This is a genomic window from Rhizobium sp. YTU87027 (genome assembly GCF_050644135.1).
In the GTDB taxonomy this organism is placed as follows: Bacteria; Pseudomonadota; Alphaproteobacteria; order Rhizobiales; family Rhizobiaceae; genus Rhizobium.
On record NZ_CP098441.1, the window covers coordinates 234,978 to 249,971 of the forward strand.

The following is a 14,994-nucleotide window of genomic DNA, read 5'->3' on the forward strand; positions in this document are numbered from 1 at the left end:
TCCACCTCAATTCCGTCCTCTCTATTGTATTTGTCATTTGGTGTTCAAGAATGGGAATGATGGCGACGGTCGCTGCCACCAGTATTTTTTCAGAGCGTTCGATCAGAAGAGCCAGGCTTGGTTCCGGGCTCGTCATGTTTTTGTTTGTTCTGCTGCATCTCTCCAACCATGCGCTCGGCCTGATTTCGGTCGCGGCGGCTGACGATGGGCGAAGGATTTTCCTGGCGATCTGGCGCAACCCTGTGGGGACGGTGGTGTTCTACGGGGCTGTCCTTGTTCACATCACGCTGGTTCTGCGCTCGGTCTACAGGCGGCGGAGCCTGGTGATGCCAGCCGCGGAGATGACCCAGATTGTGCTCGGGATCGCCATTCCGCTTTTGCTGATCGACCACGTCATCGGCACGCGGGTTGCCCACGCGCTCTTCCAGCATCGGGATGACTACGAGACGATCGTGCGCCTGCTCTGGATCACCTCGCCGGGCAATGGATGGCGCCAGGTCATTGCGCTCCTTGCCGTCTGGATCCACGGCTGCATCGGCCTGCATTTCTGGCTGCGCTACCGGCCCTGGTACGACAGCATCGCCGCAATGCTGCTCGCCGTTGCGATCCTCCTGCCGGTGCTTGGCATACTCGGCTTTATCGAAATGGGGCGGACGATTGCTGAACCTGCCTACGAGGGCATGGTCGATACGGAGCGCTATCAGGAAAACCTCAACATCCGCTATTATTCGGACCCGGAAGCGCAGAGGCAGATCGCGATGATCCGGGCCGGCCTGTACGGGTCGTTTTCCGCAGCGCTCCTGATTGTCGTCGGTGCACGGACATGGCGGCGGTGGAGGGAGCGGGTCAATCAAATCACCGTGCGATATCCTGGAGGCGAGGCGATCAGCGTGCCGCGCGGCTTCACGGTTCTGGAGGCAAGCAGGCTCGGCGGTTTGCCGCACTATTCCGTCTGTGGCGGCAAGGGGCAATGTTCGACTTGCCGCGTCCAGATCCTCAGTCGCTATGACGATCTGCCGCCACCCGACAAGCTGGAGCAATCGACGCTGAAAAGGATCAAGGCCGCGTCCGACGTGCGCCTTGCCTGCCAGCTGAGACCGACGCATGACGTGACGGTCGCGCCGCTGCTCGTTGCGGCATCGGAGACGACATTACCGCCCAATACCCAGGAGACGAGCCCCGGACGTGAACGCGAGATCACCGTCCTCTTCTGCGATATCCGTCATTTCACTTCACTGACGGAAACGCGGCTCCCCTTCGACATCGTATTTCTGCTCAACCGCTATTTTGCCTTGGTAGGCAATGCCGTCGAGACAGCGGGCGGACGCATAGACAAGTTCATCGGCGATGGCGCCATGGCGCTCTTTGGCATTGGCAGTTCTCCGGAAGTGGCCTGTCGCCAGGCGCTTGCCGCGGCGGCGACCATCGTGCGTGACATCGAGAAGCTTGGAGCCGAGCTTTCGGACGAACTCTCCATGCCGCTTCACATCGCCATTGGCATTCACACAGGCCCCGCAGTTGTCGGGACGCTCGGCTATGGCCGGGTACGCAGCGTGACCGCAATCGGCGACACGGTCAACGTTGCAAGCCGATTGGAGACAGCTGCCAAGGAATTCGATGCAGCCATTGTCATTTCCGAAACGGTCGCGAGCCTTTCAGGCGCTGATACGGCGGGCGTGGAAAGCCGTGAAATCAGTGTGCGCGGTCGTGCTTTGCCCTTGAAAGTCTATGTCATTCCGAGCGACAAAGCCGTCGAACTGGTCGAAGGAAAAGACGCATGACGGGCCGCGGTTGGCTCAAGGCCAAATTCTGGCAGAAACGCCTGCGCAAGGCGCGCAATGCCGTCGCAAGCAGGTTCTTCGATACCCGCACCGGCAGGCGACTTTTGATCGAGAACATCGGACCGCGGGTCGTATCGATGACCGTCGATGCGGGTGATCATCTGATGACCTTTTCGCCGTCCGACTACATTGGCCGCAAGGTCTTTCGAAAGGGGCATTTCGAGCGCGAGCAGGTTGACCGGCTGATCACGGTGCTGCGTGAGCGCGGCCTGATGCGCAAGCACGGCTATCTTCTGGAGATTGGCGGCAACATCGGAACGCAGACCGTCTACTTCGCGCTGAGCGGCGCCTATACCCGCATCGTCAGCATCGAGCCCGATCCGCGCAACTTCCCCCTGCTGCAGAAAAATATCCGCCAGAACAAGCTCGATGGAGTGGTGACGCTGGTCAATTGCGCTGCCGGGGCAACCGCTGGCGAGATCGACTTCTTCATGAACGCCAACAATCATGGAAAAAGCAGCGCGTACCGAAAGAGTGCCAGCGATGAGAAGACGAGCGTCCCGGTCAGGCCGGTGACGCAGCTTCTCGACGAGCTTTCTATCGATCCTGCCGATATAGGCCTCGTCTGGATGGACATCGAAGGCTATGAGCCGGTCGCCTGCCGCTCGATGCTGCCGCTCCTGTCGCGACGCGTTCCTCTCTACATGGAGTTCACGCCGCTCTTCTATGGTCCTGAACAGACCCGTGAATTCATCAAGACCCTTGCCGGATTCTATGAGAATTGCCTGGTCTTCTTCGAGGAGGCAGAGCAGGAGATGAAGGTCGTCAACCTGCCGGGCAGCATCGAACAGTACGACGTGCTGTTTCTTCCCTGATTATTTACGCCGATAAAGAAAGTAGCGGCCTTCCTTCACACCTGCAGGAAGCGCCAATGACTGAAGCTCCGGGCGATCCAGCGGCAGGCCGCTGACCGCAATTCCGTCTTTCGCAAGGACGCCGACCATCAGTTGCGGCAGCCATGTCAGTGTGACGGCGTCAATATCGTCATGACCGGTCCCGATATCGGCATGCGCAAGCGCTGCCCCGATACCAACGAAAGACTGGCCGGATTCGCGGATATCGCCTGTGACCATGTTTTCCGCCGGCGGCGTCGAGGACGAATACGAGCGGACCTCACGGTCGAAGGCAATGATGCGACGCTCCGGAAAGAGCTCGCGCAGATGATCGTAGGTGCGGCCGTTGCCAAGGCCAAATTCCAGCACCGGGCCTTCGGTGCCGTTCACAAGTTCGACGATTGCATTGAGGATATCGCGCTGGGCCGCCAAACGGCGGATGAAGCTGTCCAGACGGCTCATCTATGTTCTTGTCCATTCAATCGTTTTTCGACAGCGGTGCTAGCACACGAAACTATATGAAGTCGATTGCCGTAGTTGCAAAATGGCGTTGCAGTCACAGCATGGGTGTGTCTAGGCTTCTCGCATGAACGATGTTTCGAATGAAAGATTCTTCGCTGACGTGCCTGTCTTCGCCGACTTCGAGCGGGTGACGGATACGAGCAACTATCACCCGCTCCCAGACGGCTGGTTCCTGGCGCTGGCTGACATCGTCAGTTCGACACAGGCGATCGCGGCCGGCCGTTACAAGGACGTGAACATGGCGGGCGTCAGTGTCATTTCAGCAATCCTGAATGCGGTTGACAAAGGCGATTACCCGTTTGTGTTCGGTGGCGACGGCGCCGTCGTCGCACTGCCAGGAACCTTGGAAAATGCCGCGCGCGGGGCACTGGCAGCCGCACAGCGCTGGGTTGAGGAGGAAATGGGCCTGCGGCTGCGTATTGCGGTCGTGCCGATCGCGGATATTCGCAAGGAAGGTCTCGACGTTCGTGTCGCCCGTCATGCCGCCAGCCCGTTCGTCAGCTACGCGATGTTTGCCGGGGGCGGAGCGAGTTGGGCCGAGCGCCAGATGAAAAATGGACGCTACAGTGTCGAGCCGGCACCGCCGGGCACGCGGCCGGATCTGACTGGTCTGTCATGCCGCTGGAGCCCGATCGCGGCACACAACGGCGAAATCGTCTCCATCATCGCGGTGCCGGCCGAAGGCGGCCGCCCGACCGCCGAGTTTCGCAAGCTCGTGATGGACGTCGTGGCAATCTCTGCCGAACAGGGACGTGGCGGCCACCCGATCCCCGCGGATGGCCCTGACTTTGCCTTTTCGATGAAGGGGGTCGATCGCGAGGCGCGGGCGATCGCGCCGCCGAAAAAGCGCTTGAGACAGAAGCTGTTCATCCTTCTTCAGATCGTCCTTGTGGTCGTCCTGCACAAGCTGGGTGCGAAGCTTGGCCGCTTTGATGCCCGGCGTTACACGCAGGACGTTTCCGGCAATTCGGATTTTCGCAAGTTCGACGATGGCCTGAAGATGACGATCGATGTCGACGCGGACCATCTCGGCCGCATTCAGGCGCTCCTCGAAGAAGCGAAAGCAAAGGGCATTGCCCGCTACGGCCTGCACCGCCAGTCCTCCGCGCTAATGACCTGTTTCGTCCCGACGCCGCTTTCGCGCGATCACGCGCACTTCATCGATGGTGCCAGCGGCGGCTATGCCGTCGCGGCCAGCCAGATCACGGGAAAACAGCTGTCGGGCGTGGAAATCACGCCTTGACGATGTGGGCGGCGGATAATCCGAGGCGGGCAAAGACATTGCGGGTGTCGACGATCAGCAGTGCATTGTTTGCGATCAGCGCGTAGTCTAGGTGATCGTGATCAGTCGCCACCAGAACGGCGTCGTAGGCTTCCAACACCTCCCGTGTGAGGTCGACCGATTTGCGGCCTTTCAAGTGCTGGTACTCGCGCGTCGAGGGGATCTCGCCGACATGAGGATCGTGGTAGTCGGTCTTGCCGCCCCGCTCTTCGATGATCTCCATCAGGCGCAGCGAAGGGCTCTCGCGAATGTCGGCGACATTCTTCTTGTAGGCCAAGCCAAGAACCAGCACGCGTGAGCGACTGAGGGCCTTGCCGGAGCGCATGTCGAGTGCTTCGGCAAGTCTGCCGACGACGTAGCGCGGCATTGCCGAGTTGATCTCGCCAGCGAGCTCGATAAAGCGCGTCGGCAGCTCGTATTCGCGGGACTTCCAGGTCAGGTAGAAGGGATCGATCGGGATACAATGGCCACCGAGTCCCGGCCCGGGATAGAAAGGCATGTAGCCGAACGGCTTGGTCTTTGCCGCCTCGATCACTTCCCAGACATCAACGCCCATGGCGGCGTAGACGGTCTTCAACTCGTTGACGAGCGCAATGTTGACCGACCGGAAGATGTTCTCCGTCAGCTTGACGGCCTCTGCCGTCGCGTTGGAAGACACAGGAACGACGGTTTTCACTGCCGCGCCATAGAAGCTCTTCATGAGCGCCAATGCTTGCGGGCCATCGCCAGCGACAACCTTGGGGATTGTCGCCGTGTGATAATGCTGGTTGCCTGGATCCTCTCGCTCCGGGGAAAAGCCGACGAAGAAATCCGTACCCGATTTGAGGCCGGTTCTTTCCAAGATGACCTTGACGACATCATCCGTGGTGCCCGGATAGGTCGTCGACTCCAGAACCACAAGCTGACCGGCCCGCAGATGCTCGGCGATCGATCGGGACGTCGCCTCGACAAACGAGAGATCGGGGTCGCGGTGTTTGGTGAGCGGTGTCGGAACACAAATGACGATGACGTCGCAAGCGGCGAGCCCGGCAAAATCCGTGGTTGCAGAAAAGCGCCCTCCGTCGATCTCAGTAGCGAGATCATCGCTTGCGACGGCATCGATATAGGAGCGCCGCGCATCCAGGGAGACGATTTTCTTCGGATCGATGTCGAAGCCGGTGACGGCAAAACCGCTGCGGGCAATGGCGATTGCCAGGGGTAAGCCGACATAGCCGAGCCCTATGACGCCGGCTCGGGCGCTTCGTGTTTCGATCTTGCCGGAAAGGATGTCATAGGCGGAGGAACTGGCCAAGGCAGGTCTCATATCAGTCATGAAGGGTACCTTGATCTAATGGAAGACCGAGCCAATTGAAACCCACGCAGCAGGTTACTCAAGCTGACGAGATCGTGAAAACGCGCGCCATCGCGCGTGCCTTAGTCTCCCCGCCGTTCCCGACGGTGTGACCAAAATGACTCGGATGCGCCAAGAGATTGTATTGCAACGTCAGAAAATGTGCAGATGCCATTGTTTGGGGTCGGCCCCGTGCCTATTTAAACTGAATAACGAACCACGAGAAAGGATTGCCTGTTCCGCCCACCATAATAAGGGTTTGACAGGTGCCGCTGCCGGGCTCCCGGCAGATCGTTGACACAATATTACCGCTCGTCCATCCTCTTTCCCCGCCCTGCGCACGGCGTTGCTGCAGGCAGGGGTGCCGACGTTTTTCGGGAATGGACGTGCTTTATGAGGATACTACCGAGAATGGGCACGATCGAATCCACCGTCTCCACTATTTTGTTGGATCGGGTCGCTGAATGGCTGACAAATTCTTCGTTGGCTGGCGATGACCTCGAGAACATCGTTCGCGGATTTTGCGAGCGCATTGCGGCAGCAGGCTTGCCGATCGTGCGCGTGCACCTGACGTTTTCCATGCTGCATCCGCTTTACGATGCGTTGAGCTTCACATGGCGACGGGCAAGCGGCGTCACGATCGAGGGGTTTCGCCATACGGCGGCGGGACAGAAGCCCGACCGCTTCCTGCAGAGCCCCTACTACTACCTGTTGGACAACAATCTGCAGCACATTCGCCGCCGGATTCCGGCCGATGGGCCAGCTGAGTTTCCGGTCTTCATCGATCTGCGGCAAGAGCACATCACCGACTATCTGGCTTTTGTTCAGCCATTCGGCGATGGTTCCGTGCAGGGCATGATGGGATCATGGTCGACGGATAGCCATGCCGGTTTCTCCGATGACATGATCGATGCGCTGCTGCGCATGCAAAATCACCTTGCCGTTGCCGCCAAGATGGCGGTTCTCGGCAAGCTTGCCAACAACATGCTGACCACCTATCTGGGCGGCGATGCCGGCAAGCGGGTGTTGAACGGCCAGATCCGTCGCGGTGATGGCGAGACAATCCGTGCTGCCCTCGTCATGGGCGATATGCGCCAGTCGACCATGTACGCCGAAAAGGAGGGCCGGCAGGCCTACATCGATACGCTGAACCAGTTCTTCGATGCGATCGCTGCGCCGTTCAACCGCAATGGTGGCGAGATTTTGAGTTTCCTCGGAGACGGCTTCCTGGCGGTCTATCCCTGCGGCCGACACAAGGACCCATCCAAGATTGCCTGTCAGGCGGCCCTTTCCGCCGTCCATCAGGCGCAAGCGCGGGTCGCCGAATTGAACCGGGAACGAATGGATGCGGGCTTGAGCAAGGTTTCCTACGGGATCGGGCTGCACGTCGGCAACGTCATGTTCGGCAATGTCGGCCTGAAAGACCGGCTGACCTTTTCGGCGTTCGGCCAGGCTGTCAACGAGGTTCAGCGCCTGCAATCGCTGACGAAGAAATATTCGAGCGAGGTGGTCGCAAGCCAGGCATTTGCCGGCTACTGCGGTGGCGAGTGGCGCACCCTGGGAGAGGAAAAGCTGCGCGGCGTTCGCCAAAAGGTCACGGTTCTGCAGCCGCATGTGCCGGCGCCCGTCCTGCATGTGGAAGAGAAATTCCGCGAGGTGGCTCCGACCGGCCTTTCGGAGGCCGAGCAGGTCATCCTGCTTCATCGCGATGCTCGCAAGCAGGCCAATAAACCAACGGTCGAGAAGTTCATGCAGTAGCGGCGCGCCCACCCCAAAACAGGTCCAGATTTCACCACGCGCTTAACAAGAAATGCGCCGGTTTTTCCGTGTCCGTCATCAACTGGACACCCCGATTGCGGTACGATAGTGTGCCTTAACGGGAACATAGAAAAACTGGGGAATTTCATTGGTATGGCGTCCGCCTCGGATCTGTTGCGCATCGAGAACCTCGACGTTTCTTTCTCGGTTTTCGGCGATCGTCTGCGCGTCGTAAAGAACGCGAACATCCGTATTTTGCCGGGCAAGGTCACTGCGCTCGTCGGAGAATCCGGCTCAGGTAAATCCGTGATTAGCCAGAGCATCATGGGTATCCTCCCGAATCCGGCCGCGGCCGAAGGGCGTATTCTTTTTACCGACCCGCTGGACGGCAAGACGACGGACATTCTGCGCTACTCGCGTGACAGCGAGGAGATGCGTGACCTGCGTGGTCGTCGCATGGCGACGATTTTTCAGGAGCCGATGACCTCGCTGTCACCCATCCACACGGTCGGCAATCAAATCGGCGAAGCGCTCCTCATCCACACCGACGCCGACAAGAAGCAAGCGCGCGAGAAAACCGAGGAGATGCTGGGTCTCGTCGGCTTTGCCAATCCGAAGCGCACGTTCGATATGTACCCGTTCGAGCTGTCGGGCGGCATGCGCCAGCGCGCGATGATCGCAATGGCACTGATTTGCAATCCGGCGCTCTTGATCGCCGACGAACCAACAACTGCGCTCGACGTGACGATCCAGGCGCAGATCCTGGAACTGCTGCGCGATCTCCAGCACAAGCTTGGAATGGCAATGCTGTTGATCACACATGATCTCGGCGTCGTCGCCAACATGGCGGACGAGGTCGTGGTGATCTATCACGGCGAGATCATGGAGGCGGGGCCGGTCGAGTCGATCTTCCGCAACCCTCAGCATCCATACCTCAAGGGCCTGATGGCGGCCGTTCCGCACTTCGACATGAAGCCTGGCGAGCGCCTCAAGGCGCTGCGCGACGTGCCCGTCAACCTCGAATCCCTGATCGGCAAGAAGAAGGTGAAGGCGGAGGGGCCGGAGATCCTGCTTTCCGTCAACAACCTGTCGAAGACGTTCAGGACCCGCAACCGCGGACTGTTTGGAACACGCGAGGCCGCGCTGGTTCACGCCGTCGATGACGTCAGTTTTGATATCCGGCGCGGCGAATGTCTTGGGCTTGTCGGTGAATCCGGATGTGGCAAGACGACGGTCAGCAAGATATTGATGCGTGCCGTAACCCCGGACGCAGGCTCTGTGATTTTCAACGACGGAAAGGATGTCATCGACGTCTTATCCGTCTCGGGTGACGATCTGCAGGAATTGCGCACCAAGATACAAATGGTCTTCCAGGATCCGGTTTCCTCACTGTCACCGCGCATGACGGTGCGCAACATTCTCAGCGAGCCTCTGGAGATTCACGACCGCGGGGACGGCGCGGAGCGTAAACAGCGCGTGGAGGCGCTGATGGGCGCCATTGGTCTCGACCGACGTTATCTGAACCGTTATCCGCACAGCTTTTCGGGTGGCCAACGGCAGCGCATCGGCATCGCGCGCGCGTTGGCACTTGGGCCGAAGCTCATCATTCTCGACGAGCCGGTGTCAGCGCTCGACGTTTCCGTTCAGGCCCAGATTCTCAACCTGCTCAAGGACCTGCAGAAGGACCTTGGGCTTACCTATCTTTTCATTTCGCACAATCTGGCGGTCGTCGACTACATGGCCGACCGCATTGCCGTCATGTGCAAGGGGCGCATCGTCGAGATCGCACCACGCGAGATCATTCTGCGTGATCCCGTGCATCCTTATACGAAATCGCTTTTGGCAGCGGTTCCCTTCCCCGACCTGAACCGGCCGCTCGATTTCGAGGCGCTGAGAAGGAATGGCGCCGCAGACAAGCAGAATTGGGGTATCACCTTTACGGCGGAGCATGACGACGCTTCCGAACTGGACTATGCAGATCTCGGCAACGGCCACTTCGTGCGGGCCCGCAAGGGTGCGGACGTAAAGGAGCTTCGCTCATGGTAACGCGACGCAGGTTTCTCGGTGGTCTTGTTGGTTCGGCGGTGCTGCCTTCGCTCGCCAAGGCGGCGGATCGCGACATCGAGCCTGAATTCCTCAGGGATTGGCTGCGAGCGGGGCGTATTCCCGTCATGGTGGATCGCTTGCCGACCCATCCACGGATCGTCAACATGAAGGAGGCGGGGCGGCAGCCCGGCGTCTATGGCGGCACGGTACGCACGATCATCGGCAGCCAGAAGGACATTCGCTACATGACCGTCTACGGCTATTCCCGCCTGGTCGGTTATGACAAGCACCTGATGTTCCAACCGGATATTCTGCTTGGTTTCGAATCCAAGGATGACACCGTCTTCACCTTCCATCTGCGCGAGGGACACCGCTGGTCTGACGGGGCGCCCTTCACGGTCGACGACTTCCGTTACTGGTGGGAAGATGTGATCCTCAACAAGGAACTGACGCCAGGAGGCGGGGCGCTCGAGCTCAGACCGCATGGCAGTCTGCCGAAATTCGAGGTCGTCGACGCTTTGACTGTTCGCTATACCTGGGAGCGGCCCAATCCGATGTTCATGCCGGCGCTCGCCGGTCCGCTACCGCTGGTGATCTTTGGACCCGGACACTACCTCAAGCAGTTCCACAAGAAATATCAGGACGATTTCCGTCTTTCGGCTTTGATGAAGGAAAACCGCGTCAAGAAGTGGGCTGACCTGCACATCAAGATGTCGCGCGCCTCGCGCCCCGAAAACCCGGACTTGCCGACGCTCGATCCGTGGCGCAACACCACGCCGCTGCCAGCCGAACAGTTCGTCTTCGTCCGCAACCCGTTTTTCCATCGGGTCGACGAGAACGGGGTGCAACTCCCTTATATCGACCAGTTCATCCTCAACGTCAGCTCGTCCTCGATCATTGCCGCCAAGGCGGGCGCCGGTGAATCCGACTTGCAGGCAACTGGCGTTGACTTTAGCGACTACACTTTCTTGAAGGATGCGGAAAAGCGGTTTCCGGTGAGGGTCAACCTGTGGAAGCAGGTGCGCGGATCGCGTGTCGCGCTGCTGCCGAACCTCAACTGCGCCGATGAGGTCTGGCGCAACCTCTTTCGCGAGGTCCGGTTCCGCCGCGCGCTGTCGATGGCGATCGATCGGCACGAGATCAACATGGTAGCCTTCTATGGTCTCGGCAAGGCTAGCGCTGATACCGTTCTACCCGATAGTCCCCTCTTCAGGCCCGAATATGCGGATGCCTTCATTGCCCATGATCCAAATCAGGCAAACAAGCTCCTTGACGAACTCGGTTTGACGAGCCGTGGCGCCGACGGCATTCGCTTGTTGCCGGACGGTCGCCGTGCAGAAATCACAGTGGAAACGGCCGGCGAAAGCAATCTCGACACCGATGTTTTGGAACTGGTGCGTGATCATTGGCTTGAGGTCGGTCTTGCTCTCTACACCCGCACCTCGCAGCGCGACGTGTTCCGCAGCCGCGCCATGAGCGGCACGATCATGATGTCGATCTGGTACGGCATAGAGAACGGCGTCGCAACCGCCGACATGTCTCCGGGCCAGCTTGCCCCAACCCTCGACGATCAACTGCAATGGCCGCTTTGGGGGATGTACCACCTGTCTGCCGGGCAGGAAGGCAGCGCGCCCGACCTCAAGGAAGTGCAGCAGCTGGTCGATCTTCTCAAGCAGTGGGGTGATACCACGAGATTCGAGGAGCGCGAGGTAATCTGGCATCAGATGCTGGCGCTCTACACGCAACAGGTCTTCTCGATCGGCCTCATCAACAGCACGCTGCAGCCGATCCTCAGATCCGCCAAATTGCAGAACGTGCCAGAGCAGGCCCTCTATGGTTTTGACCCAACGTCCTATCTCGGCCTCTACATGCCGGATGCCTTCTGGTTCAAGGAGGCTTGAGGGATGCTGAAATACATCCTTTGGCGCATTGCAGCGATGGTGCCGACACTGTTCATCATCTCGGCGCTAGTCTTCACCATCATCGAGCTCCCGCCAGGCGATTTCTTCGAGAGCCAGATCGCCGAGTTGCGGGCCCAAGGCGAGAGTGCCAATCTTCAGGAAATCGAGGAGCTGCGAAAGCAATACGGTTTCGACAAGCCTGAGATCGTCCGCTACTTCTTCTGGGTCGGGGGCATGCTGCATGGAGACTTCGGCTATTCGTTCGAATATCAGCTGCCGGTCTCGGAAGTCGTTGGCGATCGTCTTTGGCTGACGATCCTCGTCTCCTTTTCCACGATCCTGCTGACGTGGTTGATCGCGTTTCCGATCGGCATCTATTCCGCGACCCACCAGTACAGCTGGGGCGACTACGGGCTGACCTTTCTGGGGTTGCTTGGCATCGCCATCCCAAACTTCATGCTGGCTTTGATCCTGATGTACTTTGCAAACATCTGGTTCGGCGTCTCGATCGGGCATTTGATGGACCAGAAGTTCCTCAACGAGCCGATGAGCTGGGAAAAGGCCCGGTCGATTCTGTCGCATCTGTGGATTCCGGTTATTATCGTCGGCACGGCGGGAACGGCCGGCATGATCCGACGGCTACGGGCCAATCTGCTCGACGAGATGCAGAAGCAATATGTCGTGACGGCGCGCGCCAAGGGGCTTCACCCGCTACGCGCGCTCGTGAAATATCCCTTGCGCATGGCCCTTAACTTTTTCGTCGCCGATATCGGCTCGATCCTGCCTTCGATCATCTCGGGCGCCGAAATCGTCGCGATCGTGCTGTCGCTCGAAACGACGGGCCCAATGCTCATCAAGGCCCTACAGAGCCAGGACATGTATCTCGCTGGGTCATTCCTGATGTTCCTCGCCTTCCTCAACGTGATCGGGGTTCTTGTTTCCGATATCGCGCTGGGCTTCCTCGATCCGCGTATCCGCCTCCAAGGCAGGAGCACCAAATAAATGTCGCCCTTGCCACCGCCCGGCGCGCCGATGCCGCACTACGTTTCGACCGCACCCTTCGATCCGATGGCAACAGAAGGGATGACAGCTGCGCAATCGCGTATCCACCTTGCCTCGCAGAAGCAGTTGATGTGGTGGAAGTTCAAGCAGCACCGGCTGGCGCTTGTCTCCGCCGTCTTCCTGCTTGCCCTCTATTTCATGATCATCATCGTCGAATTCGTTGCGCCCTATGGGCTGCATACCAAGAATGTCGACTTCATCCATTCGCCGCCACAGCGGGTCCACTTCTTCGACAACGGCAAGTTCATCGGCCCCTTCGTCTATGGACGCAGCATGTCGCTTGACCTCGATACGCTGCATCGAATCTACACCGATAGACCAAACGATGTGCAGCCGATCCGCTTCTTCTGTCGCGGGGATCCATACAAGTTCTGGGGACTGGTCAGTTCCGACCTGCACCTCGTCTGCCCGGCAGTCGGCGGGCAGATGTTCCTGCTTGGCACCGACCGTCTTGGCCGCGACGTTCTTTCCCGTATTCTCTATGGCGCGCGCATTTCGTTGACGATTGGCCTGATTGGTATCGCCATCAGCTTCTGCCTTGGTATCGTCATCGGCGGACTGGCAGGGTATTGGGGTGGCATCTTCGATCTGATCGTCCAGCGCCTCATCGAAGTTCTGCAGTCGCTGCCGAGCCTGCCGCTCTGGATGGCACTGGCGGCGATCATGCCGGTTACGTGGAGTCCGATTGTCATTTATTTCGGGATCACGGTCATCCTCGGGATCATCGATTGGACTGGACTGGCGCGAGCCGTGCGCTCGAAACTCTTGGCGTTGCGTGAGGAGGATTATGTCCAGGCCGCCCAGCTAATGGGTGCCAGCACGCCGCGTGTCATCGGCCGGCATCTTGTGCCCGGCTTCATGTCCCACCTGATCGCTTCGGCCACGATTTCGATCCCCGGCATGATTCTCGGCGAGACGGCGCTCAGCTTTCTGGGCCTGGGTCTGCGTCCGCCGATCACCAGTTGGGGCATTTTGCTGACGGAGGCCAAAAGCGTAAGCGTCATCGCGTTCTATCCATGGTTGCTTTTTCCGATTATACCTGTCGTTCTGGTCATTTTGGCGTTCAACTTTCTGGGAGATGGCTTGCGCGATGCGGCAGATCCCTACAAATAGCGGCCAGCCCCGGCGGAGCTTTGCTCTGTCTTCTGGTCGGCCAGCGGAAACCGGCGGTGCTAGTATGAACGACAGCGCAGAAGGAGTGCCCATGGCACGGCGCCTGGAAGATGCCCGCATCCTCATGTACAGCCACGACACGTTCGGCCTTGGTCATCTGCGCCGCTGTCGCGCGATCGCACACGCTTTGGTCGAGGACTATCGCGGGCTTAACATTCTGATCATCTCCGGTGCGACGATCGCCGGCGCTTTCGACTACCGAGCGCGCGTCGACTTCGTGAAGATTCCGAGCGTGATCAAGCTTCGCAACGGCGAATACACGTCGATGGCGGGCCATATCGATCTGCATGAAACGCTGAAGATGCGAGAGGCGAGTATTCGACACACGGCCGAAACCTTCCAGCCCGACATCTTCATCGTCGACAAGGAACCGATGGGACTGAAGGGGGAGGTCGAGGACACGCTGGCCTATCTTAAAGCACGCGGTACCGTCCTGGTGCTTGGACTGCGCGAGATCATGGACGCGCCGCACCTTCTCGATGCCGAATGGAAGCGAAACGGCATCATGCAGAAGATCGACCAATATTATGATTCCGTCTGGGTCTACGGCCCGCCTGATTTCTACGACCCGCTGGTCGGCCTTGATGTTCCGGCAAGCGTGCGCCGGAAAATGGATTTCGTCGGCTTCCTGCAACGCAGCGTCTCCACGAGCAAGACCTCGATTAACGCGCGATCGGACAACTATATTCTGGTCACGACCGGCGGTGGTGGCGATGGCTCCGATCTCGTGCATGACGTCATGAATGCCTATGAGCATGATCCGACGCTGCAACAAAAGGCGCTTGTGGTCCTCGGCCCGTACATGCCCGCGGCCGAACGCGCCAAGCTGGTCGCCAAAGGAGCCCGCATTCCCTACATCGAGGTGATCGAGTTCGACAATCACATGGAAGAGTTGGTTGTGGGCGCCACGGGTGTCGTCGCCATGGGTGGTTACAACACTTATTGCGAAATTCTGTCGTTCGACAAACCTGCCCTCATCGTGCCGCGGGTAAAGCCGCGTGAAGAGCAGCTGTTGCGTGCAAAGCGGGCGAGCGAGCTTGGCCTCATCGACGTGTTGCTGCCAGATCAGTCCGCAAATCCGACGATAATGTCCGAAGCCCTGAAGCGACTACCCGATCGCGCGCCGCCATCCCAAAGTGGCTGTACCTTGCAACTGCAGGGCCTCGATCATATCTCGCAAACCGTCGGGCATTGGCTGGACGGCCGCAGCCGTCATCTGTCCGTCGTCGGAGCCGAGTGAAGGCCA

General features: G+C 59.2%; 11 protein-coding genes. 9 read left to right on the forward strand and 2 right to left on the reverse strand.

The window, feature by feature from the left end; genetic code table 11:
* Positions 1-59 precede the first annotated feature (59 nt).
* Both NBG89_RS19980 and NBG89_RS19985 read left to right on the forward strand, forming a co-directional pair.
* A complete protein-coding gene (locus NBG89_RS19980) occupies positions 60-1,781 on the forward strand; it encodes an adenylate/guanylate cyclase domain-containing protein (RefSeq protein WP_431324586.1) in 1,722 nt (573 codons plus the stop codon).
* Positions 1,778-2,656, forward strand: a complete 879-nt coding sequence (locus NBG89_RS19985; RefSeq protein WP_431323874.1) for an FkbM family methyltransferase — start codon at positions 1,778-1,780, stop codon at positions 2,654-2,656. The genes NBG89_RS19980 and NBG89_RS19985 overlap by 4 nt, the downstream gene beginning before the upstream one ends.
* Here NBG89_RS19985 and NBG89_RS19990 read toward each other — a convergent pair whose 3' ends face one another.
* On the reverse strand, positions 2,657-3,136 hold the full coding sequence (locus tag NBG89_RS19990) for a class I SAM-dependent methyltransferase (protein WP_431323875.1): 480 nt from the start codon (positions 3,134-3,136) through the stop codon (positions 2,657-2,659). It lies immediately after the preceding gene.
* A 124-nt stretch (positions 3,137-3,260) separates the two neighbouring features.
* Here NBG89_RS19990 and NBG89_RS19995 point away from each other — a divergent pair, with 124 nt between their 5' ends.
* The gene (locus NBG89_RS19995) at positions 3,261-4,439 is read left to right on the forward strand and encodes a DUF3095 domain-containing protein (protein ID WP_431323876.1); all 1,179 of its coding nucleotides are present in this window, start codon (positions 3,261-3,263) and stop codon (positions 4,437-4,439) included.
* On the opposite strand, the gene NBG89_RS20000 is transcribed toward NBG89_RS19995, so the two are convergent.
* Entirely contained in the window at positions 4,429-5,790 is a 1,362-nt protein-coding gene (locus NBG89_RS20000; protein WP_431323877.1) for a nucleotide sugar dehydrogenase, read from the reverse strand. The genes NBG89_RS19995 and NBG89_RS20000 overlap by 11 nt on opposite strands.
* Before the next feature lie 429 nt (positions 5,791-6,219).
* Here NBG89_RS20000 and NBG89_RS20005 point away from each other — a divergent pair, with 429 nt between their 5' ends.
* The 6 genes from NBG89_RS20005 to NBG89_RS20030 all read left to right on the forward strand — a co-directional run bounded on the left by NBG89_RS20005 (position 6,220) and on the right by NBG89_RS20030 (position 14,988).
* Positions 6,220-7,566: an adenylate/guanylate cyclase domain-containing protein gene (locus tag NBG89_RS20005; protein WP_431323878.1), complete on the forward strand. Its 1,347-nt coding sequence runs from the start codon at positions 6,220-6,222 to the stop codon at positions 7,564-7,566.
* Positions 7,567-7,719: 153 nt separating this feature from the next.
* The gene (locus tag NBG89_RS20010) at positions 7,720-9,612 is read left to right on the forward strand and encodes an ABC transporter ATP-binding protein (RefSeq protein ID WP_431323879.1); all 1,893 of its coding nucleotides are present in this window, start codon (positions 7,720-7,722) and stop codon (positions 9,610-9,612) included.
* Positions 9,606-11,513 carry an ABC transporter substrate-binding protein gene (locus NBG89_RS20015; protein WP_431323880.1) on the forward strand — a complete coding sequence of 636 codons (1,908 nt, stop codon included), beginning with the start codon at positions 9,606-9,608 and terminating at the stop codon, positions 11,511-11,513. Before NBG89_RS20010 ends, NBG89_RS20015 begins: the two co-directional genes overlap by 7 nt.
* Before the next feature lie 3 nt (positions 11,514-11,516).
* On the forward strand, positions 11,517-12,515 hold the full coding sequence (locus NBG89_RS20020) for an ABC transporter permease (RefSeq protein WP_088693997.1): 999 nt from the start codon (positions 11,517-11,519) through the stop codon (positions 12,513-12,515).
* On the forward strand, positions 12,516-13,688 hold the full coding sequence (locus NBG89_RS20025) for an ABC transporter permease (protein WP_431323881.1): 1,173 nt from the start codon (positions 12,516-12,518) through the stop codon (positions 13,686-13,688). It begins immediately after the preceding gene.
* A 91-nt stretch (positions 13,689-13,779) separates the two neighbouring features.
* On the forward strand, positions 13,780-14,988 hold the full coding sequence (locus NBG89_RS20030; protein ID WP_431323882.1) for a glycosyltransferase family protein: 1,209 nt from the start codon (positions 13,780-13,782) through the stop codon (positions 14,986-14,988).
* Positions 14,989-14,994 lie beyond the last annotated feature (6 nt).